We start from the raw sequence: 26,120 nt of genomic DNA on the forward strand, positions 1-26,120 counted from the left end.
TCCCATGCGGCTATTGCTAGACTGTGGGAAGTAGATGGAAGTGGAAAAGGAGGAACATGCCGGTTTCGGCATCAGTGAGATCATGACGCGATTTGCAATTAAAGGGATTGATCCGGTCTTATTTCGGGATGTGGAATTGATCGCCCGTCTTTTTTTTGAAGAGGTTCAGCTGACGGAAACGGATGACCGGGCTGATTTTCAGCTTGAATTTACTCTTGACGAATCCGAAGCGATTGAAGTTCGGGTGACGCTGACCGCAGACAAAGTGCAGTGGTCGGCGGAACATGTGCGTTCCATCGAAGGATGCACAGGCGAAAAAGAGATTCGGAAACGGATGAAGCAGGCGATCAGCTATGTGCTTGTCCAGGTTTTGGAAAGAGCAACAGGGATTGAGCAGCCTTGGGGGATTTTGACCGGAGTCCGCCCGACGAAGCTGTTTCACACGCTGCTGCAAAAGGGAAATTCCCTGCAAGAGGCAAAACGCTTGCTGGAGCAGGAGTATCTGCTTCATCCGGAGAAGACGCAGATTCTGGAAGAAATCATCCGGCGGCAGCTTACCGTGCTTCCCGATTTTTATGAGCTGGACAAGGAAGTAAGCCTCTATATCGGGATTCCGTTTTGCCCGACCAAATGCGCCTACTGCACGTTTCCCGCGTATGCGATCGGGGGGCGTACGGGGTCGGTGGAAGGCTTTTTGGCTGGACTTCATGAAGAGATTGCCGCTGTTGGTGCATGGCTGAGAACGCGGGGGTTGCCGGTCACGACCATCTATTTTGGCGGTGGCACCCCGACCTCGATTTCGGCTGAGCAGATGGAGTCGTTGTTTCAGCAATTAAAGAGCCATATTCCCGATTTCGGCCAAGTCCGGGAATGGACGGTTGAAGCAGGGCGCCCCGATACACTGGATGAGGAAAAATTGGCGCTGATGAAGCGCTGGAATGTGGACCGGATCAGTATTAATCCGCAGAGCTTTAAGGAAGAAACGCTCAAAGTGATCGGCCGGCACCACACAGTGGAAGAAACGTTGAGAAAATATCAATTGGCGCGGCAGATGGGCTTAAACAATATCAATATGGACCTGATTATCGGCCTTCCGGGCGAAGGGCTCGAGACGTTTGCCGAAACGCTGGATGTCATGCGCGAGCTGCGTCCCGAATCGCTCACGGTACACACCCTGTCCTTTAAAAGCGGTTCCGTGATGACGCAAAATAAAGAGAAATACCGCGTCGCCGGCCGGGAAGAGACGCGGGAGATGGTGCGGATGGCGCGGGAGTGGGCCCGGGATCAGGGGTATGTACCCTACTATCTCTACCGGCAGAAAAATATTTTGGGCAACCAGGAAAATGTCGGTTATGCTTTTCCCGGAGAAGAGAGCCTGTACAACATCATCATCATGGAAGAACGACAGACGATCATCGGTTTGGGCTGCGGTGCCGTCAGCAAGATCATCTCCCCGGTCAGCGGCCGCCTGTCCCGCCTCCCCAATCCCAAGGAGCCAAAAGCCTACATCGATACGTACCGGCGTCATATCAAAGAAAAATTGGCTAAATTGGATGAAGCATACGGGATCACGCCTGTCGGTCATTGATGAAGCGAAGCTTTGCCTTTAAGTTCGTGGCAAAGCTTTTTGTTTTGCTGTATCGCCCGATCCAAAACAGGGAGGATGACATAAATATGAAAAAAAGGGGCACGATGGCCCCGCAGAGGATTACAACAGGTTGGATACAGAGTTACCGGAGCTGTGGTTGATTGCAGTGGCATCACCCAGGTTAATGGGTACTTGGACGTTCAGGTTGATCAAACCTGCGCTTTGAGCACCTGTTCTGGCGGTATTGTTAACCGTTGCGTGAGCTCCGTCTTCGCAACGGTGCCGATCGTGATGGTGCCGATCGTGATGGTGCCGATCGTGACGGTGCCTTCTCCGGCGAGGGCAGCAAATTCTGAAACAGTGTCTATGCTTTCTTCTTCTTTTCGAGCAGCAATGCATCAGCTTCACCCCCTTTCAAGAGAATGGGTCCAGATTATTTGGTCAGTTTGTTTTGCCCTGTTGGAACGGTTTTTTGAATCAGGTTGGCAAGCGCCGGAGAAAGTTCATTGTTTGTCTCGTTCAAGACCGATCCTCCGACTATACCCAGTAAGCTGTTGAGAACATTGATTAACCCGCCGGCAAGTATATTAAGAGAACCAACAGCGCCTGAAATCACACTGTTTAAAATCAAGGGAACGGTTCCTGACACACTTGAAATCAATGAGGGTAAGCCTGAAATCAGTTGTTGTTGTTCTTGTTCCTGGATTTCAACGGATTCGTTTTCACTGACTTTTTTTTGAATGATCTCTTCAAGTTGAGAGCGCAACTCATTAAGTTGTTCTTGCGTAAACGAAAAGTTCATTCATCTCACCTCCTTTCGAATGTGCGAACCCGGGAAAGATCTGCAAATCTTTCATTTGTTATACTATATTCTGCTTGATCTGCTTGCGTGTGGGCGGAGAAAGAAATGGTTGTCTTCCTAAAAAGAAGGCTTTTACGTGTTGCGCTTTATGTAAAGAGCGGGCGTGGAGGAGGAAAAGGGAGGGCCGAAACGGCCCCTCTCATTAAAGTGTATTTGAGATTGAGTTGTTGCAGCTGCGGTTGATTGCAGTGGCATCACCCAAGTTAATGGGCACTTGAATGTTGATGTTTGCTAAGCCAGCGCTTTGCGGGCCTGTGTTAGCCTTGTTATTTACCGTTGCGCGGGCCCCATCATGGTCGCAACGGTGCCGATTGTGACGGTGCCGATCGTGATGGTGTCTGTCGTGACAGTGCTTTTTCCGACGGGGACAGCAAAATTTGAAACAGTGTTTTTTCCTTCTCTTTTTCTTTTTTGAGCAGCATTGCATCAGCTTCACCTCCTTTCACGGAATCGCGAGGATTTACTCAGTTTGGGATGGTGGTTGGGCTGCTTTTTTCATTTGCTCGATCGGCACCTCTTTGTAGATCACGTTCACTAATCCGGGAAAAAGTTGATTGACCGCATCAGGGCCGAGAATTTCGACCAAATTGGAGAAAAGTTTGGCTAAATGATTCAGAAATGAGTTGAACCCGTTGGTTATGACGCCAAGAATACCGGATGAAGATCCAGGTCCAGGTATGTTGTTGGTTAGCTCGGCAAGCACTGAATTGACCCGGGAAGGCATCTGAACCTGAACGGATACGGGATTATTTTTGGGGGGAAGCAATTCATCGATCAAAGCACGGATCTGTTTTTCCTGTTCGGGAGTCAGAAAATGGTTCAATGATGTTTCGCCTCCTTTTTTTGAAAAAATGCTTGACCGCTTTCTAAAGGGCATTGGAAAGCGCGTTTTGGTGACTGTTGTGCAAGGAGGTTGCATCACCTGTATTGACCGGGACTTGAACGATGATATTGATCAAGCCGCTGACCGGGCCGTCCACCCTTGCCTCATTGTTGACATGGGCACCCGGCAGTGCTGGGAAGGGATGCCGGTGTGGATGATCACGGCATCTGCGGTGCCGGCGTCGTCGAAGGAGAAATCGACGGCAGCGTTTACACAGAAATCGCCTTCGAAAACGCCATCTTTTTCGCTTGCGACAGCGCATGTCCGATTACCCCTTTCTTTTTTTCTTCCGTTTTTTGTTTTTAACGGGTTCCTGATTTTTCTCTTCTTCCATCAACCCTTTTTCGATGTTTTGCTTAATTAATTCTTTTGTTCCGGGGCTCAAAAGTTCCGTATAATCAAATAATTTTTTTACTTTTGATTCCGTTTCCTCCGAATTCAATACTTGAAGACAAAGGTCGTAAATCTTCAGTTTGATTGCCCTTTGCAATTGTTTCGATAATTCATCAAACTGATTTTTCTGTTGTTGTTCTTGCTTTCCCTGGTTCAAGAGGTCTGCACCTCCCTTATGCATAACTACGAAAAGAAACGGTTACTATAAGATATTCCTTGATAACCATTTGGTGAATATTCTTGGATAAAATAGATTTATAACCTGTGAGCCGGGGGTTTCAGAAGACGGATGGCTAAAACCCTCTTAAATAGGTGGATACTTTTTTCATATTCATTTAGGTAAAGAGTGATAGCGGCGTTCCAACCAGGGAGTTCATATATTTTTAAAGGCAAGGCGGCTAGAAGGGATTTTTGTGGGGCAGGTGGTTGAAAGAGTTGGAGAAAGCTTCGGATGCAGACGGGAGCAGAGCCTGAAAAGGGGGGACGGGCAATGATGACAGTTGCCCGTTTTTGCGGATCCATCGTCAGGTTTCGTCGAGGAAAAATTCCGGAAATTCATTGATAAAAGCACGAGTGACGGCTTCATATTCTTCCTCGTCCAACTCGGCAATCCCGTCTCCTGACCATTCGAAAAAGTAAATTTCCCGGTCTGGATGCTCCGGATGATAATACATGACCATTTTTCGCTCGTCATAGGTAAATGTCGCCCCGAGAACGGCGAGAAACGGCCCTGCATCCGTTTCCAGCCGCTGAAAAAGGATGGGCTCGATCTGATCAAGAACCGTTTCGGTGTAGGAATCGCCGGGAAAGAGGAGGAGCATCTCATCTGCCTCCTCCTCAACAATATATAACTGCCGCTTGTGTTCCTTTTCCCACAACAGCAGCAAATGTTTGACGTTATTATGGATGAAAACATATTGGTAGGGGGTTTGAAAGCGGATTGACACTCCGTTTCCCTCCATTTTGATTTATTGTATGATTGCATCTTATCACAGCCCGGCCAGCGGAGGAATAAAAAAGACTCATCTCGCATGAAGTGAGATTTGGAGGAATCACTGAGGGATCATTTGGCTTGCGGGGAGGGGCGGGGGACAGACATATTTGCAACAAACTTGTGCAAAAAATAAGCCGGCTTTTCGGCAAACCGGCTTCCACAGATTTCTTTGTCCGGAAAAGATCAAGGATGGACGACCGTCACATATCCGATCATGGGGCCTTCATGGGTTTCGGTTATATGATCGTGACAGATGAGTTCAAAAGTCCCCGTTCGGTCAGCAGTAAATTCAAGTGTGGCGATTTTTCCTTTTTCAACCGAGCCGGCCACTTTTAATTCCGGAATGGAAAAATGATGGACTTTTCCGTTTAGACCGTGGATATGCAAGCGGATTTTTTCCCCTTTCATCACAATGACGGTGCCGGGATCAAAGCGGTATACTTCTTTTTCTTTCCCGGACAGGAGCGTTTTGTATTCGACAGTGAACAGATGGATATCGCGCGTTTTGGCGTTGACCGGCGATGGGTCGGCTTTGGTGTTGGCTGATTTTGCTTCCGGCCAGGCGGACTTGAGCCAATCCAGAGAGGGGTGGATCAAGCCGATTACCGCGATGATTACCACGACGGCAACAAATGCATAGGCCCAAGGGCGGGGGATATTCATTCGGTTAACCTCCTCTCGGTCTAATAATGGTAATTTTTACATAAATCCTCATTTTCCTCCAATCCATCCCCGGAAGATTTAATCATGTTATTGTGTGCAAATTTTGCTCCCGAAACGGGTAAACTGAGGATGGATGGGTAAGATCAATAAAACGACTGAATTATTCCGGTATCTTGAATTTTTGCCAATCGATTCGTTTTATGTTTGTTCAAAGCGTGCTATACTTTTCATATTGGGAAATAAGGCATGAGGAGGAGAGTGGCATGTCGGCACAAGAGCATACGCCGCAAAACCAGGAAAACGATTTCATCGATTTTGTGAAAGCGGCCGGAGTGTCTTCCGGGATTTTCTTTCTCATCTTCATTATTGCCATTGTTATCGATTTTGTGAAGTGATTTGGGATGGCGAGAGGATAGCGGCAAAAATCCTCTCGTTTTTTCGTGTTATGAATGGAATGTTCTTACCACGGGTGGTTGGCAAAAAAGTGTGCCTGAGCTATACTTCATATGAGCCAAACTTGAATGGTTTTCTGTCCTTGCCAGGCCAAGCGCCTTTTTTTGAAAGGGGATTCAGGCAGGAAATGGCAGATACATAGAAAAAAAGCAGCAGTTTGGCCTAGTCTGACGGGGAATACTCTGATCGAAAGCGCCAAGGCGGCAAGCAAAGTCATCGGATTGTACTTGTGATTGGAGGATCGCGAATGAACGTTCATGAGTATCAAGGGAAGCAAATCCTGAAGAAATATGGTGTTGTTGTACCCAACGGGCATGTTGCGTTTTCACCGGATGAAGCAGTGAAAGCGGCAGAGAGCCTGGGCGGTGATCTCTGGGTGGTGAAAGCGCAAATTCATGCCGGCGGCCGCGGTAAAGCAGGTGGCGTGAAGCTGGCCAAAAGCCTGGATGAAGTGCGACAGCATGCGCAAGAACTCTTGGGGAAAGTGCTGGTAACCCATCAAACGGGACCGGAAGGGAAAGAGGTAAAACGGCTGTTGATTGAAGAGGGACTGCCGATCGAGAAAGAATATTATGTCGGCATGGTGATCGATCGCTCGACCAGCCGCGTCGTCATGATGGCGTCAGAAGAAGGCGGAACCGAGATTGAGGAAGTGGCGGCAAAAACGCCGGAAAAAATTTTCAAAGAAGTAATCGATCCGGCGACAGGCATGTTGCCGTTCCAAGCCCGCCGTCTGGCTTATCGCATCGGCATCCCGCAAGATAAAATCAATCTTGCTGCGAAATTCATGCTCGGCCTGTATCAGGCTTTTGTCGAAAATGACTGCTCCCTGGCGGAAATCAACCCGCTTATCACCACCAAAGACGGTCGGGTGATGGCACTCGATGCGAAATTGAATTTTGATTCAAATGCCTTGTTCCGCCATAAAGATATTTTGGAAATGCGCGACTTGGATGAAGAAGATCCAAAAGAAGTGGAAGCTTCCAAATTTGATCTCAATTATATCGCTCTCGATGGAAATATCGGCTGTATGGTGAACGGTGCGGGTTTGGCCATGGCAACGATGGACATTATCAAGCATTTTGACGGTGAACCTGCCAACTTCCTCGATGTGGGCGGCGGCGCAACCACGGACAAAGTGCGTGAAGCTTTCAAAATCATTTTGTCCGACCCCAATGTAAAAGGAATTTTTGTCAATATTTTCGGTGGAATCATGAAATGCGATGTCATTGCCAACGGTGTAGTCGAAGCGGCCAAACAAATTGGCCTTGATCGTCCGCTGGTGGTTCGTCTTGAGGGAACCAACGTGGAGCTCGGCAAGAAGATTTTGAATGAATCCGGCCTCGCAATTGTTGCTGCTGATTCGATGGAAGACGGAGCGAAGAAAATCGTCGAACTCGTAAAGTAATGAACGGATAGAGAGTACGCCTGAGAAAGGTGGGTAATTAACGGTGAGTATTTTCGTAAATAAGGATACTAAAGTAATCACACAGGGAATTACTGGTGCAACCGGATTATTTCATACAAAACAAGCGCTGGAATACGGTACAAAAGTGGTTGGGGGAGTCACCCCGGGCAAAGGAGGAACCGAAATTGAAGGGGTTCCCGTTTTTAACACACTGGCGGATGCCGTTGATGCGACCGGTGCGAACGCTTCCGTGATTTATGTTCCGCCGGCCTTTGCCGCTGATGCGATTATGGAAGCTGTCGATGCGGAGCTCGATTTGGTGGTTTGTATCACGGAAGGGATTCCGGTGCTGGACATGGTGAAAGTGAAACGCTACATGGAAGGCAAGAAAACGCGACTGATCGGTCCGAACTGCCCCGGCGTCATCACTCCGGGCGAGTGTAAAATCGGTATTATGCCGGGCTATATTCATACCCCGGGACATGTGGGAATTGTCTCCCGCAGCGGGACGCTGACCTATGAAGCTGTTCATCAGTTGACCACCCGCGGCATCGGACAATCCACCGCAGTCGGAATTGGAGGCGACCCGGTCAACGGAACCAACTTTATCGACTGCTTGAAAGCGTTTGAAGAAGATCCGGATACAAAAGCGGTGATCATGATCGGGGAAATCGGCGGTACCGCGGAAGAAGAGGCTGCCGAATGGATCAAGGCCAATATGACGAAACCGGTTGTCGGCTTTATCGGTGGTCAAACTGCACCTCCGGGAAAACGGATGGGACATGCGGGAGCGATTATCTCCGGCGGAAAAGGGACGGCTGCGGAAAAAATCGCGACGTTGACCGCCGCAGGGGTTACTGTTGCACCCACACCGGCCGTGATCGGGGAAACATTGGTGAAGGTCTTGGAAGAAAGGGGTTTGCTGGGCGAGTGCATCACTAAGTCGTAAACATCCTGCAGAAAACAAGCGGGAACCTCTGAGCGAGGTTTCCGCTTTTTACTTTTCAACTGAAAGGAGATGTTGTTTTTGGACTTACGGGACGGATTGGCGGCGATCCATCATATACCGGGGGTTGGTTGGAACACCATGGCTCGGCTTCTGAAAGCGGGCTTTCTGCCTGATCAGGATTTAACCCCGTCCGTCATCGATGCTTTGCGGCATAATGGGATTTCGCCGAAAATGGTGAAGTTGCTCAAACAAAAGTGGAATCCGGCGTGGATCAAGCAGGTGAAGGAGGGGTTGAAAAATAAGAAAATTGAGGTAATTACCTATTTTTGTGATGAATATCCGTTATTATTAAAAGAAATTGCCATGCCGCCCTGGGTTTTGTACATAAAGGGAAATGCCGGGCTGCTCAGGGAAACGAGCCTTGCCGTAGTGGGAACGAGGCGCCCCACTCCTTACGGGCTGAAGGTGACGAAACAGCTCGTCCGGGAAATGGTGGAGGCCGGATTTGTGATTGCCAGCGGAATGGCCAATGGCATAGATGGAGCAGCTCACCGAACGGCTTTGGAACATCGGGGAAAAACGGTTGCCGTCTTGGGATGCGGAGCGGACGTGGTATATCCGAAAAATCATCGCGCGCTCTACGATGAAATCGTACGGACCGGAGCCGTGGTATCGGAATCGATTCCGGGAACCACTCCCCATCCGGGACTGTTTCCGGCGCGCAATCGAATCATAAGCGGCCTTTCCCGGGGAACATTAGTGATTGAAGCGGCTGAGCGGTCCGGTTCGCTGATTACCGCCGATTTCAGCCTGGAACAGGGGCGTGAGGTATTTGCCGTTCCCGGCCCGATTACCTCCGTGCAGAGTCGGGGGACCCTGCAATTGATCCGGCAGGGAGCCAAATGCGTTGTTTGCGGCAATGATATTTTGGAGGAATTTTACGACTGGACCCCGGGCAAACAGAAACAGGCGGAAGCGCATGACCGTCAGAAGCAGGATTTTGACGAAAAGGAAGAAAAAATCTTGTCTTATTTTGATACCGATGAGCCGGTTCCGCTTCCTCTCTTATTGGAAAAAGGAGGACGGGAGTTTCCGCCCGGGGAGATTCAGCGGATTTTGTTGCAACTTGAATTGAAAAAAGCGGTTTTGCAGCTGCCCGGTGCCCGTTTTGTCCGGAATTCATTTGACAGAAGTTGAACTTTCCCGTTTAAATTTGATATTGTATCCATTACGATTGACTTCGGGGATGTTGTTTCAAACTGGAAAATGGTCAATTCGTTTGAAAATAAAAGTTCTACCAATGTTGAGGGGAGGGCCATCTTATGGCCGATTCGCTAGTGATCGTCGAATCGCCCGCAAAAGCGAAAACCATAAAAAAATATCTGGGGAGCAAATATATTGTCAAGGCTTCGATGGGGCATGTGCGCGATTTGCCGAAAAGCCAGATGGGCGTTGATGTGGAAAATCAATTTGAACCCAAATATATTACGGTGCGGGGCAAAGGGGATATTCTCAAGGAGCTGCGCGATGCCGGAAAAAAAGTGAAGCGCGTGTACCTGGCAGCGGACCCTGACCGGGAAGGGGAAGCGATTGCCTGGCATCTGGCGCAAATTTTAAAGCTTCCCTTAAATGAGGAATGCCGGGTGGTTTTTAACGAAATCACCAAGACGGCCGTAAAAGATGCCTTTAAGCACCCGCGCAGGATCAACATGGATTTGGTCAATGCCCAGCAGGCCCGGCGGATTCTCGACCGTCTAGTCGGTTACGGAATCAGCCCGATTCTCTGGAAAAAAGTAAAAAAAGGATTAAGCGCTGGCCGGGTTCAATCGGTTGCCGTCAAATTGATTATCGACCGCGAAAACGAAATTCGCCGCTTTGTCCCGGAAGAGTATTGGACGGTTACCGCCGTGCTGTTGAGCGGGGATGAGGAGCTGGAGGCGAAATTTTTTGGGTATGGACGGCAAAAAACGGAGTTAAAATCGGAAGCCGATGTTGAGCAACTGTTGGATAAAATCAAAGGAAAACGATTTGTCGTCGAAGAGATCAAAACGAGCGAGCGGCGCCGAAATCCCGCGCCTCCGTTTATCACCAGCACCATGCAGCAGGAAGCGGCCCGCAAGTTGAATTTCCGGGCGCAAAAGACGATGGCAATCGCCCAGCAACTCTATGAGGGGGCGGATCTGGGCAAGGAGGGGACGGTCGGCCTTATTACCTATATGCGAACTGATTCCACCCGTGTCTCGGAGACGGCCACGGCAGAAGCCCGCAATTATATTAAGGAAACGTTCGGTAGCGAGTACTTAACCAACGCGCCGCGCACGCACAAGAAAAAAGCCGGAGCACAGGATGCTCACGAAGCGATCCGTCCAACCTCCGTGCACCGTACTCCTGACAAGATGAAAGAATACTTGTCCCGGGATCAATTTCGCCTTTATAAACTGATTTGGGAGCGTTTCGTCGCTTCACAAATGGCGTCGGCCGTTTTCGATGCCGTTACCGCCGATATCCGGGTCGGGGAGGCTTTATTTCGGGCGACCGGATCCAAAATGAAATTTCCCGGTTTTATGAAGGTATACGTCGAGGGAAAGGACGATAATAAAAATGAAGAAAACAAATGGCTGCCGCCGCTTGAAAAAGGACAGCCTTTAAAGAGAAAATCGATTACGCCGAAACAACATTTTACCCAGCCTCCGCCGCGCTACACCGAAGCCACTTTGGTAAAAGAGCTGGAGGAGAAAGGGATTGGCCGTCCCAGCACTTATGCCCCGACGTTGGAAACGATTAAAAAACGGGGCTATGTGCTGATGGAAGACAAACGCTTTGTGCCTTCCGAGCTCGGTGAAATTGTCATCGGGCTGATTGGCGAGTTTTTCCCCGAAGTGTTAAATGTGGAGTTTACCGCGCATATGGAGAATGATCTGGATCAGGTGGAAGCCGGGAAGGCGAACTGGATTGAGATCCTGGATCAGTTTTATCGTCCGTTCCGCGAACGCCTGGTCACAGCGGAAAAAGAGATGGCGGAAGTGGAGTTGCAGGATGAAGTCTCCGACGAAGTATGTGAGAAATGCGGAAGCCCGATGGTTTACAAGTTCGGGCGTTACGGGAAGTTCCTGGCCTGTTCTGCATTTCCCGAATGCCGTAACACCAAAGCGATTTTAAAGTCGACGGGAGTCACCTGCCCCAAATGCAAAAAAGGGGAGATCGTGGAGCGGAAAAGCAAAAAACAGCGCACCTTCTATGGCTGTGAACGTTACCCAGATTGCGATTTTGTTTCCTGGGACCGCCCGGTACCGCGTCCTTGTCCGAAGTGCGGAAATTACATGATTGAGAAAAAGACAAAAAAAGAGAAAGTGATTCGTTGCAGTGTTTGCGATTATGAAGAACCGAATTCCTGAAAAAAGGGAGAGAGAAGGAAAATGACAGACAGATATGTTACCGTCGTGGGGGCCGGACTGGCCGGAAGCGAAGCCGCTTGGCAGATTGCGGAGAGCGGTGTTCGGGTCAAGCTGTATGAGATGCGCCCGGTCAAGATGACGCCTGCCCATCGAGGCGGCCAGTTTGCGGAGTTGGTATGCAGCAATTCGCTGCGGGCCGCCTCCCTGACCAATGCGGTCGGCATTTTGAAAGAGGAAATGCGCCGTTTAAATTCGCTGATCATGAAATGCGCGGACCAACATGCGGTTCCGGCCGGCGGCGCTTTGGCGGTCGACCGTGAGGCGTTTTCGGGGGAAATTACCCGGATCTTATCCCAGCATCCCAATATTGAAGTGTGCAAGGAGGAAGTGACGGATATCCCGGACGGACCGACTGTGATTGCCACAGGCCCGCTCACGTCTGCTTCCTTGTCGGACAAGCTGAAGCGTCTGACTGGTGAGGATTATCTCTATTTTTATGATGCGGCGGCTCCGATCGTGGAAAAGGACAGTATTGACATGGACAAGGTTTTTGTCGCTTCGCGCTATGACAAGGGGGAAGCAGCCTATCTCAATTGCCCGATGACCGAAGAGGAGTTCGACCGGTTTTATGATGCGTTGATCCATGCAGATGTGGCGCCTTTAAAGGACTTTGAAAAAGAAATTTACTTTGAAGGCTGCATGCCGATTGAAGTGCTGGCCAAACGCGGGAAGAAAACGCTGCTCTTCGGCCCGATGAAACCGGTGGGGCTTGTTGACCCCCGTACGGGAAAACGGCCGCATGCAGTGGTTCAATTGCGCCAGGACAACAGCGCGGGGACCTTGTATAACATAGTCGGCTTTCAAACGCACTTGAAATGGGGGCCGCAAAAAGAAGTGATCCAGCTCATTCCCGGTCTGGAGAATGCGGAAATTGTCCGTTACGGGGTGATGCACCGCAACACCTTTATCAACTCTCCGAAGCTGTTGCGCCCCACCTACCAGATCCGCATGCGCGACGATCTCTTTTTTGCCGGGCAGATGACAGGGGTTGAAGGCTATGTCGAATCCGCAGCAGCCGGGCTTCTCGCCGGGATTAATGCCGCCCGTCTGGTGCAGGGACGCAAGTTGGTCGTACCGCCCAGAACAACGGCGATCGGAAGCATGGCCCACTATATCACCAGCGCAGACCCTGCTCATTTTCAGCCGATGAATGCCAATTTCGGCCTGTTTGAAGAGTTGCCCGAACGGATCAAGAGCAAGAAGGAGCGGGCGGAAAAATATGCGGAGCGGGCCCTGGCAGATATTGAAGCGTTTCGCCGGGAACTTTTCTGATCCCCTTGCACAGGGATTTTTATAAGCAGTAGAGTATAGTAAGGAAGCTTTAAAAATATAAATGAAGAAACGGGTTCATGGCAAAGAGCCGTTTCTTCATACATAGGATATTTTGAATGAAGGGGGAAACAGAGTTTGGGAGATTTTCATGCCACGACCATTTTTGCTGTTCGCCATAAAGGTTCTGCCGCAATGGCGGGCGATGGCCAAGTCACTTTTGGCAACCAACTGATTATGAAACACGGGGCCAAAAAAGTCCGCCGTCTGTATAAAGGTCAGGTTGTTGCCGGTTTTGCCGGTTCCGTTGCCGATGCAGTGACGCTCTTTGAAAAATTTGAGGGGAAGCTGGAAGAGTATCACGGCAATCTGCCTCGCGCCGCAGTTGAACTGGCGAAAGAGTGGCGTTCCGATAAAGTGTTGCGTCGTCTTGAAGCGATGTTGATCGTAATGAACAACGATCATCTCTTTTTGATCTCCGGAACCGGCGAAGTGATCGAGCCGGATGATGAGGTTCTGGCCATCGGGTCGGGCGGCAGTTTCGCGCTGTCTGCCGGCAGGGCGTTAAAACGGTATGCACCGCATCTGTCAGCCAGTGAGATCGCCGAGGCGGCCCTGAAAATCGCCAGTGAGGTTTGTGTCTTTACCAATGACCACATCATTGTGGAGGAGGTATAACATGCCCGAGTTAAGTCCGCAAGCAAAATGGACACCCAGACAGATTGTCGCCGAATTGGATAAATACATCGTCGGCCAGACGCAAGCGAAAAGAGCGGTGGCGATCGCCCTTCGCAACCGCTACCGCCGGATGCTGCTGCCGGAAGAACTGAGGGACGAAGTCGTTCCCAAAAATATTTTGATGATCGGTCCCACCGGGGTGGGGAAAACGGAAATCGCCCGGCGTCTGGCAAAATTGGTCGGTGCCCCTTTCGTCAAACTGGAAGCGACCAAATTTACCGAAGTGGGCTATGTCGGGCGTGATGTGGAATCGATGGTGCGCGATCTGGTGGAAACGGGGATTCGCATGGTCAAGGCAGAAAAACTGGAAAGTGTGAAAGACGAGGCCCGGGCCATGGCCAACGATCGGATCGTCAGCATCCTGGTTCCTGATCAGAAGGAGTCTCCCGCTTTTAAAAACCCCTTCGAATTCCTGTTCCAGCAAAAGAGCGAGGGAACCCCGGGACCTCAGGAACAGCAGGAGAAAAGGCGGATCAGGGAAGAACGGGCGTTGGTAAAAGAAAAATTGTTACGCGGCGAATTGGAGGAGCAGATGATCGAGATTGAGGTGGAAGAGCAGATGCCCTCCATGTTTGACATGTTCGCCGGAACCGGCGTCGAGCAGATGGGAATGAACATGCAGGAAATGCTGGGGCAGCTGATGCCGAAAAGAACCAAGCGGCGCAGACTAACCGTCAAGGAAGCGAGAGAAGTCCTGACTCAGCAGGAAGGGCAAAAGCTGATCGACATGGATCACGTGATCGGGGAGGCGCTTTCCCGTGTGGAGCAGTCGGGCATTATTTTCCTTGATGAGATTGATAAAATCGCCGGCAAGGACCAGCGCGGCCCCGATGTTTCCCGTGAGGGTGTGCAGCGCGACATTTTGCCGATCGTGGAAGGTTCCACTGTCATCACCAAATACGGGCCGGTGAAAACGGATCACATTTTGTTTATCGCCGCCGGTGCGTTCCACGTTTCCAAACCGTCCGACCTGATCCCGGAACTGCAGGGGCGTTTCCCCATACGCGTCGAACTGGACGATTTGAGCGCCGATGATTTCGTGCGGATTTTAACCGAGCCGAAAGGCGCTTTAATCAAACAATACATCGCCCTCTTGGAAACGGAAGGCATCAAGATTACCTTTACCAAAGAAGCAGTGGAAGAAATCGCCCGGCTGGCGCAGGAAGTGAACAGCTCCACCGAGAATATCGGAGCCCGTCGCCTGCATACGATTCTCGAGCGGTTGCTGGAGGAGCTCTCTTTTGAAGCTCCGGAGATCGGGATGGGGGAAATCACGATTACACCGCAATATGTGCAGGAGCGTTTGGCTGATGTCGTAACGGACCGGGATTTGAGCCAGTATATTTTGTAGGAAGCTTTTCGCGCAAAGTTTTCCCTTGCGATCAGATATGGGGTATGGTATATTCAACAATGGTGTAAACACACACGCCGAAGAAGCGGGCAGCGGTGCCGCGGATTGCGGTTTCTGCCTTCGATGATTTCGGCGGAGGACCAACCAACAAGGAGGATTTTAAAATGGCTGTTGTATCCATGAAACAACTGCTGGAAGCAGGGGTTCACTTCGGTCACCAAACTCGCCGTTGGAACCCGAAAATGGGAAAATACATTTTTACAGAGCGTAATGGAATTTACATCATCGATTTGCAAAAAACCGTCAAAATGATGGAGCAAGCGTACAACTTCGTACGTGAACTGGCTGCAAACGGCGGCAACATCCTTTTTGTCGGAACCAAAAAACAAGCGCAGGAAGCAGTTAAGGAAGAAGCTGAGCGCTGTGACATGTTCTATGTGAACCATCGTTGGCTCGGCGGCACGCTGACCAACTTCCAAACGATCCGCAAACGCATCGAGCGCCTTCATGAACTGGAGCGCATGGAAGAAGACGGCACATTTGACGTACTGCCGAAAAAAGAAGTGATCCTTCTTAAAAAAGAACAAGCCAAATTGGAGAAATTCCTGGGCGGTATTAAACACATGAAAAAACTGCCTGATGCGATTTTCGTCATCGATCCACGCAAAGAGCGCATTGCGGTTGCAGAAGCACGCAAGCTGAACATTCCGATCGTGGCCATCGTGGATACCAACTGTGATCCGGACGAAGTCGATTATGTAATCCCGGGTAACGATGATGCCATCCGTGCTGTTCGTCTCTTCACCGGAAAAATTGCCGATGCGATTTTGGAAGGACGCCAGGGCGAACAACAAAGCACCACAGCTTCCTGATGAGAAAGTAAAAGAGGGTGGCATGGAGTTATTCATGCCCACCCCTTTTTATACGAAAAAGTGAACTGGAATCAGATGAAGGAGGACCATTCATGGCAATTACAGCTGCAATGGTAAAAGAGCTGCGCGAAAAAACGGGCGCAGGCATGATGGATTGCAAAAAAGCGCTTACCGAAACCAATGGTGACATGGAAAAAGCGATAGAATACCTGCGTGAAAAAGGGATTGCAAAAGCGGCCAAAAAAGCTGGACGCATCGCTGCCGAAGGTGTGGTTGAATCCTACATACATGCCGGCGGACGGATCGGCGTTCTCGTAGAGGTGAACTGCGAAACCGATTTCGTGGCCAAAACCGATGACTTCAAAAGCTTCGTAAAAGATGTGGCTATGCAAATCGCCGCAATGAACCCGAAATATGTCCGCAGTGAAGAAATTCCGGAAGAAGAAGTGCAAAAAGAACGGGAAATCCTGAGACAACAAGCACTGCAAGAAGGAAAACCGGAAAACATCGTTGACAAAATGGTGGAAGGCCGCCTGAAAAAACATTTCCAAGAAATTTGCCTGCTCAACCAGGCTTACGTGAAAGACCCGGACAAAACGATCGATCAACTGTTGAAAGAAACGATCGCCAAACTGGGTGAAAACATCAACATTCGCCGTTTTGTACGCTATGAAATGGGCGAAGGCCTTGAGAAGAAAGAAGACAACTTCGTAGAGGAAGTTATGTCCCAAGTTAAACAAGGCTAAGAAGATATATAGGGAACACGGCCATTGTGTTCCTTTTTTTTTAAGAACTGCGGTTGATTGGAGGAAGCGAATGAGTACTCCCAAGTATAAACGCATTGTTTTGAAATTGAGCGGTGAAGCGTTGGCCGGGGATCAAGGATACGGCATCGAGTCGCGAGTGATCCGCTCTTTGGCCCGTCAGATCCAGGAAGTTGTCGAGCTCGGCGTCGAAGTTGCCGTAGTCGTGGGAGGAGGAAATATTTGGCGGGGGATCAGCGGTTCCGCTCACGGAATTGACCGTGCCACCGCTGATTATATGGGAATGTTGGCCACTGTGATGAACTCCTTGGCATTGCAGGATGCGCTCGAAAGTATGGAGGTTCCCACCCGCGTCCAGACTTCGATTGAAATGAGGCAAGTGGCCGAGCCCTATATTCGCCGGCGGGCAATCCGCCATTTGGAGAAAGGACGGGTGGTCATTTTTGCCGCCGGCAACGGAAATCCTTTCTTTTCCACCGACACAACCGCCGCTCTGCGTGCTGCCGAGATTGAAGCAGATGTGATCCTCATGGCCAAAAATGGGGTGGATGGCGTGTACACGGCGGATCCCCTCAAAGATCCGGCTGCCCAAAAATATGATTCGCTCACCTATCTGGAGATTTTGAACAAAGGCCTGAAAGTGATGGATTCCACTGCCTCCTCGCTTTGCATGGACAATAACATTCCTTTGATCGTATTTAACATCTCCGAAGAAGGCAATATTCGCCGTGTCATTTTGGGTGAACATATTGGTACACTGGTAAAAGGGAGCGTGTGATTTCGTGAACCAGGTAAAATCGCAAGCAGAATCGAAAATGGAAAAAGCCATCCAAGTGCTTAAAAAAGATTTGCTCACGATTCGGGCCGGTCGGGCCAATCCGGCTCTTTTGGACAAAGTGACCGTCGAATACTACGGTACCGAAATGCCGATCAACCAAATGGCCAATATCTCCACGCCGGATCCGCGCACACTTGCCATTCAGCCTTGGGACAAGTCCGCTTTGGGCGAAATTGAACGGGCCATTTTGAAATCGGATTTGGGGTTGACTCCGACCAACGATGGAAGCGTGATCCGCATCACGATTCCTCCGTTGACCGAGGAACGGCGCAATGAATTGGTGAAAGTGGCACGTAAAATGGGAGAAGAGGCCAAAGTGGCAATTCGCAACGTGCGCCGCGATGCAAATGATGAAATCAAGAAATTAGAGAAAAATGGGGAAATTCCCGAAGATACGGCACGTCGGGGTCAAGAAGAGATCCAAAAATTGACCGACCGTTTCATCAAGGAAGTGGATCAAGTGGTTGCAGCGAAAGAAAAAGAAATGATGGAGATTTAAAAACATAAAATGATTGGGTGAAAACCCCTTCTTTCCAGAGGGGGTTTTCTGTCTACCCCAGGGATGAGAAACGGGATGAGTTAACCTTTGCGGAGGAATGTTTCATGATTGAATCCATTAAACGCCTGGTTGGCAATGAGAAGAGGGAACAAGGAAAGAAAGAGTTGTTGGAACAGATCAAAAAGGCTCCCCTGCCGGAACACGTGGCCATTATCACGGATGGAAACGGTCGTTGGGCCAAAAAACGGGGTCTTCCCCGTACGGCGGGTCATGCGGCCGGAATGAAACGGGTGCGTGAAGTGATCCGGGAAGCCGACAACTTAGGTATTAAAGTCCTCACTTTTTATTCATTTTCGACCGAAAATTGGAAACGTCCGCAAGAGGAAGTCGAATATCTGATGAAACTTCCGATCGAGTTTTTAAAAACCGATCTCAAGGAATTGGTTGAACGCAACGTGAAAGTGCAAATGCTGGGGGAGAAGAGCAAAACTCCGACGCAGACGCAGCAGGCCCTGATCAAATTTGAAGAAGAGACCAAACACAATACCGGATTGATTCTCAACTTTGCGATCAATTACGGCTCGAGGGATGAAATCCTGCGCGCGGTAAAAAACATTATAGACGATGTGCAAAATGGTCATATTGATAAGGAAGAGATCGATGAACAAACCATGAACCGGTATTTGCTCACCAAAGGATTGCCTGATCCTGACCTTGTCATTCGTACGAGCGGAGAAATTCGCGTCAGCAATTTCTTGTTGTGGCAACTGGCATACAGCGAGTTGCTGTTTACCGATACGATGTGGCCTGATTTTACCATCGAGCATTTCCATCAGGCGATTGCAGAATTCCAGCGTCGTTCGCGGCGATTTGGAGCGGTGTAAAGACAGGGGAAATAAACGATGAAGCAGAGAATCATTACAGGGGTATTGGGCGCTCTCGGCTTTTTGCTGCTGCTGTCCTTGGGAGGCTGGTGGTATACCGCCTTGATGTTTGTACTGGCTGTCATCGCCTTTTTGGAATTTGCGCAGATGAGAGAGCAGCATTGGAAAACGCCGCAAATGTTTTTTGGCCTTATTGTAATCGCACTGATTTTTCTTTCCGGATTAATGGAGCTGCCGGTCTTGAAGTCGTCTTCTTCTTTCCTCAAAGAACCAAATCCACTGTTGCTGGGACTGGCGCTCTACTCTGTTTTGATCGTCTTGAGCCGCAATCGCTTTGATCTCTTTCAAATGGCTTATTTATTGGCAGGAGCCATATACATAGGATACGGCTTTTTATATATGATGGTGGCCATCTGGAAGCCTGACGGACTTGCCTTATCCCTTCTTGTCATCATTGTGACTTGGGCAAACGATTCCGGTGCTTATTTTATCGGAAAAAAGTGGGGGAAACACAAATTGTGGCCCCAGATCAGCCCCAACAAGACGATTCAAGGTTCGCTGGGCGGCATCATGTTTGGGATTGTGACCAGTCTGGTCATCTGGCTGATCCATCCCCAATTGGGGAGCTCCCTGTGGGCGTTGGGAATGGGATTGTTTATCACCATCGTCGGCCAATTGGGAGATTTGGTTGAATCCGCCTGGAAAAGAAGCGCTGGTGTAAAAGATTCCGGCGGGATTCTGCCGGGGCATGGCGGCGTATTGGATCGCTTTGACAGTTTGTTGTTTGTTTTTCTCATTTTGCATTTAATTCAGGCAGTGTGAAAGGAGAGCGGGGAATGCCGGAAAAAATCGCCATTTTGGGTTCCACCGGTTCAATCGGACGCAGTACCTTGAACGTGATCGCCCAGCATCCCGATGAGTTTGAAGTGGTTGCGCTGGCGGCAGGGGGAAACGTCCGCGAAATGGTGGAACAAGCGCGGACGTTTAAACCCAAATTGATCTCGATGGCTACGAAAGAAGCAGCTGAACAGGTGCAGCGGGAGGTGGGGCAGGAAGTAAGGGTTATCTATGGCGAGGATGCCCCCGTCGAAGTGGCCTCCCATCCGGAAGCATCCTTTGTTGTTTCGGCCATTGTGGGAAGCAAAGGATTGGTGCCGACCCTGGCAGCCATCCGCGCAGGGAAAAAGGTCGGTCTGGCCAACAAGGAAACGCTTGTCAGCGCCGGTCATATCGTGGCGGCGGAAGCAAAAAAGAGACAGGTTCCCCTGCTTCCGATTGATAGTGAACATTCCGCCATCTTTCAATGCTTGAATGGAGAACGCATTTCCGAAGTTCGCCGCTTGATTGTCACTGCATCCGGAGGAGCTTTCCGTGATTGGACAAGGGAACAAATAGAGAACGCAACGGTGGAACAAGCGTTGAAACACCCCAATTGGTCGATGGGGGCAAAAGTGACGATCGATTCGGCAACGTTGATGAACAAGGGATTGGAAGTGATTGAGGCTCACTGGCTATTTGATCTGCCTTATGAGAAAATAGATGTGATCATTCATCCGCAAAGCATCATCCATTCGATGGTGGAGTTTCAGGACGGCGCGGTGATGGCCCAGTTGGGGACGCCTGACATGCGGGTTCCCATTCAATATGCATTGTCCTATCCCAACCGTTTGCCTTTGCAGACGGAGCGGTTGGACTTTGTGGCTTTGTCCCGCCTGGACTTCCGTCCACCGGACCTTGAACGCTTTCCCTGTTTGAAAATGGCTTATGAAGCCGGAAAAACCGGGGGAACGATGCCGACGGTTTTAAATGCGGCCAATGAAGTGGCGGTACAATCATTTTTGGCCGGCGAATGCCCGTTTCCAGTGATTGAAGAATTGGTGGAAAGAGCGTTATCCGCCCATGAGGTGGTGCACAATCCAACGCTGGAAGAAATCATGGAAGCGGATCGCTGGGCGCGAGCCTTCGCCAGAGAGAGTCTCATCCGCATAACCTGAGCTGCGGGGCTGTTCTCTGATTAACCGGGGTGGTGATAACAAGCATGCAAACAGTGATCATCTTTATTCTCGTTCTCAGCCTCTTGGTATTTGTTCATGAATTGGGACATTTTCTTTTTGCCAAGCGGGCAGGTATTCTGGTTCGGGAATTTGCCATTGGTTTTGGCCCGAAAATTTTTTCCAAGCTCTATGGAGAAACACTCTATTCCATTCGTGCGCTTCCACTCGGCGGGTATGTGAGAATGGCTGGGGAAGATGCGGAAGTGGTCGAGATCAAGACGGGATCCCTCGTATATGCCGTACAATCCGGTGAGGGAAAGCTGAATCATCTCTACTTGTATGAGCCAACCGATTTGCCGGAACAGTTGATTGTGGGCAGGTTGGTGGAAGCGGACCTGGAGAAACAGCTGTATGTGGTCCTTGAGGATCAAAATGAAGTGGAAATGAGGTATGCCCTCGATCCGCAAACCATTATTCATTATGATCAAAAAACCCATGTGCAAATCGCTCCGGTCGATCGTCAGTTTGGCTCCAAAAGCGTTGGGCAAAAGGCGATGGCGATCTTTGCCGGACCCCTGTTCAACATTATATTAACTGTGATCCTCTTCGCCACTTACGCTTTGATGGCCGGCATTGAAGACCAGTTGCCCGTGGACAGCACCATGCCGGGAAAACCGGCGCAAAAAGCGGGCATCAAAGCAGGTGATGTCATCGTTGCCGTCGATGGGCATGAAGTTCATACCATGGATTCGTTGCGGTATTACCTGATCGATTCCAAAGGAAAAACAGTGACAATCACCATCGAGCGCAACGGGAAAAAGCTGAATCTCCCTGTTACGCCCGAAAAAAACGGGGATGTCTACCAGATCGGCGCCTATTTCAACCAGGAGAAAATGAAAAGAAAAGCGACGATCGGAGAGGCATTGACTGACGGAGTACGGGAAACATATGAGTGGTCCGGCTTTATTCTGGACGGATTCGGTAAATTGGTTACAGGGCAATTGTCCATCAAAAGTTTGGGCGGTCCTGTGCAAATGGGAAGCATTACGGGTAAGGCGGCCGAAAGCGGACTGGCTTCGCTGATTCGCTGGATGGCTCTCTTGAGCCTGAACCTGGGGATTTTCAACCTGTTGCCGATTCCCGCCCTTGACGGCAGCCGCCTCGTCTTCATTGCAATCGAAGCAATTCGTGGCCGCCCGGTGAGTCCCAACAAGGAAAGCCTGGTTCACTTTGTCGGATTTGCTCTGCTGATGGTGCTGATGCTGGTGGTCACGTTTAATGATATTAAAACGATTTTTTTCACTTGAGCTGAGGGAACAATGGGTTCCTGCCCGGAACCTTGATTGGCCTGATGTGAACGTTAACCCGGTTTTCCGCCCGGTGAGGAAAACTGGGTTTGTTTTTTGCTTTTTTCTTGGGCTGGTTTTGTGTATGATTATGTTTGATGCAGTTTAAGTAAAGAGAGGGATTTTTATGCGGCAAAAAAATGCGCTGATTCCGACGTTACGCAATGTCGGAGAAGCGGAGATGGTAAGTCACCGCCTTTTATTGCGCGGCGGTTTTATAAGGCAGTTGGCAGCTGGGGTTTATACCTTCTTGCCGCTCGGATTTCGTGTATTACATAAAGTGGAGAAAATCGTCCGTGAGGAAATGGATCGCATTGGGGCGCAGGAATTGCTCTTGCCCGTCCTGCATCCTGCCGAACTCTGGCATGAATCCGGACGCTGGGAAAACTACGGGCCGGAGCTTTTCAAGATCAACGACCGGCATGACCGCAGTTTTGCGATGGGGCCAACCCATGAAGAAGTGATCACCGATCTCTTGCGGGGCGAGATCAATTCATATAAAAAGCTGCCGATGGCGATTTACCAAATCCAAACGAAATTCCGCGATGAGAAAAGACCGCGCTCCGGTTTGCTGCGCGGCCGGGAATTTGTGATGAAAGACGCCTATTCCTTCCATGCCGATCGCGAATCGCTTGATCAAACCTATGAGGATATGTTTGGGGCGTATATGAATATTTTCACCCGGGTCGGACTTGATTTCCGCGCGGTGGAAGCGGATGCGGGAGCGATCGGAGGAAAGGGAACCCATGAATTTATGGCACTCTCCGACGCAGGTGAAGATACCATCGCCATCTGTGAAGCATGCGATTACGCAGCTAATATCGAGATGGCTGAAGTGGTCGGAAATGAGGAGGTTTCGGACAAAACACCGGTTTCGGAGCGTGAGAAGATCGCCACCCCGGGGAAACGCACCATTGAAGAGGTGGCCGAGTACCTCGATGTGGAACCGCACCAGCTGGTAAAAAGTTTGCTCTTTACTGTCGATGGTGAACCCGTGCTCGTCCTTGTCCGCGGGGATCATGAAGTCAATGATGTGAAAGTGAAAAACTTGCTTGAGGGAGCCGTATGCGAATTGGCGGATGAAGAAACCGTTCGACGGATCGCAGGGGCTTCAAGCGGTTTTGTCGGACCGGTCGGATTGAAGGAACCGGTTAAAATCCTGGCGGATCATGCTGTCATGCGAATGAATGAGATGATCACCGGAGCGAATGAAGCTGACGCTCATCTGATGCATGTACAGATCGGCCGCGATTTCCAAGTCGATCTCGCCGGCGATCTCCGGAATATCCAGGAAGGTGATGCATGTCCGCGCTGCGGGGGAACGATTCAGTTCAAACGCGGAATTGAAGTGGGCCATGTCTTCAAGCTGGGAACCCGGTACAGTGAGGCGATGAATGCCCGTTTCCTCGATGAAAACGGCAAAGAACAACCTTTTATCATGGGTTGTTACGGCATCGGAGTTTCCCGGACTGTTGCCGCAGCGATTGAGCAACATCATGATGAAAACGGGATTATCTGGCCGGTGGCGATTGCGCCGTATACGGTTCACCTGATTGCGGTCAATATGAAAAACGAAGACCAAGCCCGTCTTGCCGAAGCGTTGTACGAGGAACTGAATAAAGAAGGAATCGAAGTTTTATTTGATGATCGCAAAGAGCGGGCCGGCGTCAAATTTAAAGATGCTGATCTGTTGGGGATTCCGGTTCGGATCACAGTCGGAGCAAAAGCTGGAGAGGGACTGGTCGAGATCAAATTGCGCCGCAGCGGGGAAAGCAAGGAATTGTCAGTTGAAGAAGTATTGAAAGAGCTGCCGGAGTGGATTAAACGCGCAGATCAGAAATAGAAGAGAGGACCCATTTTCTCCCCGTGCAAGGGAGGGAATGGGTCTTTTTTTTGAGTACATTGACTCCGGGTAAGCCGGTCCAAATAAAAGTAAGTAATTGGAAGAAATTTGAATATCGCGCATTCCATGCTTCTGTATTTGTCGATTATGTTGTTTTTTTTGTCTTCGTTTTTGCTGTGGATATTCGGATCGGTTGGATTTTTGTCAGGAAAAACAGAACGCTGAGGGAAGCCATTAGCATCGTTGATCCGCCAAATGTAAGTGCAGCCGTAAAACCGTAGTATTGTGCGATAAAGCCGGTGATTGCCGGAGAGACAATGGAAGCGAATGCACCGGCTGTATTCATGATCCCGCCGAGGGTGCCGGCGGCTCCTTCCGGAGCGAGCTCTTGGGGAAGCGTCCATAGAATCGCTGTTGATGCCGATTCGGCGGCCATGGCAATGATTAGGAGCCAGGCGGCAGTTTCTGCATCTTTGGCATAAGCAGCTCCAATGACGGATAATGCGATCACTTGAGTGGTGATTAAAAGGGTTTTTTTCACAATGGTAAGGTTGTAACCTTTTTTAATTAAATAATCGGCCAAAACTCCGATCAGAGGTTGTGCCAGCATCCCGGCCACCCAGGGAAGGGTTGCGTAAAAAGTGACGGCGTCCAGATCCAGTTTTCGTGCTTCGATCAAAAAGCCCGGCAACCAGGTCAGATAGAGATAATAAAGGTAATCCTGAAAGAATTTGATGATGATGATCGCCCAGGTGTTTCGGTGCTTTAATAATTGGAATGAAGTGATTTTGTTTGAAGGGGTGACTTCGTTGCCGGCGGGAATCGTTTTTTTCTCGCGAAAGGTGGCGAACCAGAGGATTACCCACAGAAGACTGCCCAGCCCGGTAATATAAAAAGCCATGCGCCAGTCCGGTTGCTCCTTAGTGCCAAAGTACACCATCAGGCCGATCATAATGCCTGGCGTTAAAGCGTATCCCAGTCGCAATCCAGAAAGATAAATGCCCGTTGCCGTGCTGCGGTCCGAAGGTTTGAAGTTTTCCGCAACGATTTTTGTCGCTGCCGGGAAATTCGCGGCCTCACCCAAACCGACCAAGATGCGGCTGGCGAACAGCAACGGGGCTCCGCGAGCGAGTCCGGTGACCGCGGATGCGATTGACCAGATTGCCGCTGTGATTCCGTAGACTTTCTTGGCTCCAAACCGGTCGGCGAACCAACCGGCAGGAATATTGAAGAAGAGATAAGCCCAACCGAAAGCGGAGAGGATTAAGCCCATGGTTCCCATGCTCAGATGTAATTCCTTGGCGATAAAGGTGTTGGCTGTCGCCAAACTTGAACGATCGATGGCGTTGATCAGGGTTCCGCTAAAAATCAGAAATAACGTCCATATCTGCCTTCTGTTCAATTTCATCTTGAAATCACTCCTTTCAAAAGCAGATCCAATCGTTAATGAAAAATGATTTTCGCGACAGGAAATATATTATAATTCAATTATTTCAGAAAATAATAAAAAAGCAATAATCATTTTTAACTCCGGCAGCAGAAGAATATAAATGGATTAAAAGGATTAAGATTTTCTTAATTTCAAAAGGAGACGAGATAATCGTTTGGGAGGTTAGTTTTTCCATTTATTTCTTGTAAAAAATGCTTGCTTATGTTGGATGATCATGCTATATTATTTCTTGTCGCCGAGAGGATCGGCACAACTGAGAGAACGCACCTTGAAAATAAGATATGGAATAAGGCAAATGACGAAATGGTCATTCGTCAAGTTGCATCACCGGGAGAGAAACCGTAGCAGGTTAAGCTACTAAGGGCACACGGTGGATGCCTTGGCGCCAGGAGCCGATGAAGGACGGGGCGAACACCGATATGCCTCGGGGAGCCGTAAGCAGGCGTTGATCCGGGGATTTCCGAATGGGGCAACCCACCAGCTTGAAGAGCTGGTACCGCCATCTGAATCCATAGGATGGACGGGGGCAGACCAGGGGAACTGAAACATCTTAGTACCCTGAGGAGAAGAAAGCAAACGCGATTCCCTGAGTAGCGGCGAGCGAAAGGGGAACAGCCCAAACCG

24 protein-coding genes and 1 rRNA gene are annotated in these 26,120 nt (G+C 49.8%); 20 read left to right on the plus strand and 5 right to left on the minus strand.

The genetic code is table 11. The features are described from left to right. The first annotated feature begins 82 nt into the window (after positions 1 to 82). Positions 83 to 1,588, plus strand: a complete 1,506-nt coding sequence (locus tag I8U18_RS03275) for a coproporphyrinogen III oxidase (RefSeq protein WP_198064484.1) — start codon at positions 83 to 85, stop codon at positions 1,586 to 1,588. A gap of 433 nt (positions 1,589 to 2,021) precedes the next feature. Here the strand turns inward: I8U18_RS03275 and I8U18_RS03280 are convergent, their stop codons facing one another. Then, positions 2,022 to 2,390: a hypothetical protein gene (locus I8U18_RS03280; RefSeq protein ID WP_033102334.1), complete on the minus strand. Its 369-nt coding sequence runs from the start codon at positions 2,388 to 2,390 to the stop codon at positions 2,022 to 2,024. A gap of 520 nt (positions 2,391 to 2,910) precedes the next feature. Continuing rightward, positions 2,911 to 3,273: a hypothetical protein gene (locus I8U18_RS03285; protein ID WP_033102335.1), complete on the minus strand. Its 363-nt coding sequence runs from the start codon at positions 3,271 to 3,273 to the stop codon at positions 2,911 to 2,913. A gap of 189 nt (positions 3,274 to 3,462) precedes the next feature. Here I8U18_RS03285 and I8U18_RS03290 point away from each other — a divergent pair, with 189 nt between their 5' ends. Then, positions 3,463 to 3,639, plus strand: coding sequence for a hypothetical protein (locus I8U18_RS03290; RefSeq protein ID WP_160173935.1), 177 nt, complete (start codon positions 3,463 to 3,465; stop codon positions 3,637 to 3,639). Between the two features lie 611 nt (positions 3,640 to 4,250). On the opposite strand, the gene I8U18_RS03295 is transcribed toward I8U18_RS03290, so the two are convergent. Both I8U18_RS03295 and I8U18_RS03300 read right to left on the minus strand, forming a co-directional pair. Further along, entirely contained in the window at positions 4,251 to 4,673 is a 423-nt protein-coding gene (locus tag I8U18_RS03295; protein WP_198064470.1) for a hypothetical protein, read from the minus strand. Between the two features lie 230 nt (positions 4,674 to 4,903). After that, positions 4,904 to 5,383, minus strand: a complete 480-nt coding sequence (locus tag I8U18_RS03300) for a cupredoxin domain-containing protein (protein WP_052154452.1) — start codon at positions 5,381 to 5,383, stop codon at positions 4,904 to 4,906. Between the two features lie 263 nt (positions 5,384 to 5,646). On the opposite strand from I8U18_RS03300, the gene I8U18_RS03305 reads away from it, so the two are divergent. From I8U18_RS03305 to I8U18_RS03385, 17 genes are all read left to right on the plus strand, one after another. Beyond that, a complete protein-coding gene (locus I8U18_RS03305) occupies positions 5,647 to 5,778 on the plus strand; it encodes a YqzM family protein (RefSeq protein ID WP_160173936.1) in 132 nt (43 codons plus the stop codon). A gap of 305 nt (positions 5,779 to 6,083) precedes the next feature. After that, the gene (gene sucC / locus I8U18_RS03310; RefSeq protein ID WP_033102338.1) at positions 6,084 to 7,244 is read left to right on the plus strand and encodes an ADP-forming succinate--CoA ligase subunit beta; all 1,161 of its coding nucleotides are present in this window, start codon (positions 6,084 to 6,086) and stop codon (positions 7,242 to 7,244) included. 43 nt (positions 7,245 to 7,287) lie between these two features. Beyond that, complete coding sequence (sucD, locus tag I8U18_RS03315) at positions 7,288 to 8,193, plus strand: succinate--CoA ligase subunit alpha (RefSeq protein ID WP_033102339.1); 906 nt, start codon at positions 7,288 to 7,290, stop codon at positions 8,191 to 8,193. Between the two features lie 78 nt (positions 8,194 to 8,271). Then, entirely contained in the window at positions 8,272 to 9,390 is a 1,119-nt protein-coding gene (gene dprA / locus I8U18_RS03320) for a DNA-processing protein DprA (protein ID WP_198055719.1), read from the plus strand. 125 nt (positions 9,391 to 9,515) lie between these two features. Beyond that, positions 9,516 to 11,588 carry a type I DNA topoisomerase gene (gene topA / locus I8U18_RS03325; RefSeq protein WP_198059536.1) on the plus strand — a complete coding sequence of 691 codons (2,073 nt, stop codon included), beginning with the start codon at positions 9,516 to 9,518 and terminating at the stop codon, positions 11,586 to 11,588. A gap of 21 nt (positions 11,589 to 11,609) precedes the next feature. Next, positions 11,610 to 12,920, plus strand: a complete 1,311-nt coding sequence (trmFO, locus tag I8U18_RS03330) for an FADH(2)-oxidizing methylenetetrahydrofolate--tRNA-(uracil(54)-C(5))-methyltransferase TrmFO (protein ID WP_033102342.1) — start codon at positions 11,610 to 11,612, stop codon at positions 12,918 to 12,920. Positions 12,921 to 13,055: 135 nt separating this feature from the next. Further along, positions 13,056 to 13,595 (plus strand): ATP-dependent protease subunit HslV, encoded by a 540-nt coding sequence (hslV, locus tag I8U18_RS03335; protein ID WP_033102343.1) that lies wholly within the window; start codon positions 13,056 to 13,058, stop codon positions 13,593 to 13,595. Position 13,596: 1 nt separating this feature from the next. Beyond that, positions 13,597 to 15,006 (plus strand): ATP-dependent protease ATPase subunit HslU, encoded by a 1,410-nt coding sequence (gene hslU, locus I8U18_RS03340; RefSeq protein ID WP_033102344.1) that lies wholly within the window; start codon positions 13,597 to 13,599, stop codon positions 15,004 to 15,006. A gap of 164 nt (positions 15,007 to 15,170) precedes the next feature. Further along, positions 15,171 to 15,878, plus strand: a complete 708-nt coding sequence (gene rpsB, locus I8U18_RS03345) for a 30S ribosomal protein S2 (protein ID WP_033102345.1) — start codon at positions 15,171 to 15,173, stop codon at positions 15,876 to 15,878. A 92-nt stretch (positions 15,879 to 15,970) separates the two neighbouring features. Continuing rightward, a complete protein-coding gene (gene tsf, locus I8U18_RS03350) occupies positions 15,971 to 16,624 on the plus strand; it encodes a translation elongation factor Ts (RefSeq protein ID WP_033102346.1) in 654 nt (217 codons plus the stop codon). A 70-nt stretch (positions 16,625 to 16,694) separates the two neighbouring features. Next, a complete protein-coding gene (gene pyrH, locus I8U18_RS03355) occupies positions 16,695 to 17,420 on the plus strand; it encodes a UMP kinase (RefSeq protein ID WP_033102347.1) in 726 nt (241 codons plus the stop codon). A gap of 37 nt (positions 17,421 to 17,457) precedes the next feature. Continuing rightward, positions 17,458 to 17,979, plus strand: coding sequence for a ribosome recycling factor (frr, locus tag I8U18_RS03360; protein WP_052154455.1), 522 nt, complete (start codon positions 17,458 to 17,460; stop codon positions 17,977 to 17,979). Between the two features lie 104 nt (positions 17,980 to 18,083). Next, a complete protein-coding gene (locus I8U18_RS03365) occupies positions 18,084 to 18,863 on the plus strand; it encodes an undecaprenyl pyrophosphate synthase (RefSeq protein ID WP_198055722.1) in 780 nt (259 codons plus the stop codon). Between the two features lie 18 nt (positions 18,864 to 18,881). Next, complete coding sequence (locus tag I8U18_RS03370) at positions 18,882 to 19,685, plus strand: phosphatidate cytidylyltransferase (RefSeq protein WP_198055723.1); 804 nt, start codon at positions 18,882 to 18,884, stop codon at positions 19,683 to 19,685. A 14-nt stretch (positions 19,686 to 19,699) separates the two neighbouring features. Next, positions 19,700 to 20,857 carry a 1-deoxy-D-xylulose-5-phosphate reductoisomerase gene (locus tag I8U18_RS03375; protein ID WP_033102351.1) on the plus strand — a complete coding sequence of 386 codons (1,158 nt, stop codon included), beginning with the start codon at positions 19,700 to 19,702 and terminating at the stop codon, positions 20,855 to 20,857. Positions 20,858 to 20,901: 44 nt separating this feature from the next. Continuing rightward, positions 20,902 to 22,164 (plus strand): RIP metalloprotease RseP, encoded by a 1,263-nt coding sequence (gene rseP / locus I8U18_RS03380; protein ID WP_033102352.1) that lies wholly within the window; start codon positions 20,902 to 20,904, stop codon positions 22,162 to 22,164. 166 nt (positions 22,165 to 22,330) lie between these two features. Next, on the plus strand, positions 22,331 to 24,046 hold the full coding sequence (locus tag I8U18_RS03385) for a proline--tRNA ligase (RefSeq protein WP_198064471.1): 1,716 nt from the start codon (positions 22,331 to 22,333) through the stop codon (positions 24,044 to 24,046). A 145-nt stretch (positions 24,047 to 24,191) separates the two neighbouring features. Here the strand turns inward: I8U18_RS03385 and I8U18_RS03390 are convergent, their stop codons facing one another. Further along, positions 24,192 to 25,454 (minus strand): MFS transporter, encoded by a 1,263-nt coding sequence (locus I8U18_RS03390; RefSeq protein ID WP_198064472.1) that lies wholly within the window; start codon positions 25,452 to 25,454, stop codon positions 24,192 to 24,194. A gap of 389 nt (positions 25,455 to 25,843) precedes the next feature. On the opposite strand from I8U18_RS03390, the gene I8U18_RS03395 reads away from it, so the two are divergent. Next, positions 25,844 to 26,120, plus strand: a 23S ribosomal RNA gene (locus I8U18_RS03395); the annotation flags it as partial.

Source organism: Thermoactinomyces sp. CICC 10522 (assembly GCF_016055075.1).
In the GTDB taxonomy this organism is placed as follows: domain Bacteria; phylum Bacillota; class Bacilli; order Thermoactinomycetales; family Thermoactinomycetaceae; genus Thermoactinomyces_A; species Thermoactinomyces_A daqus.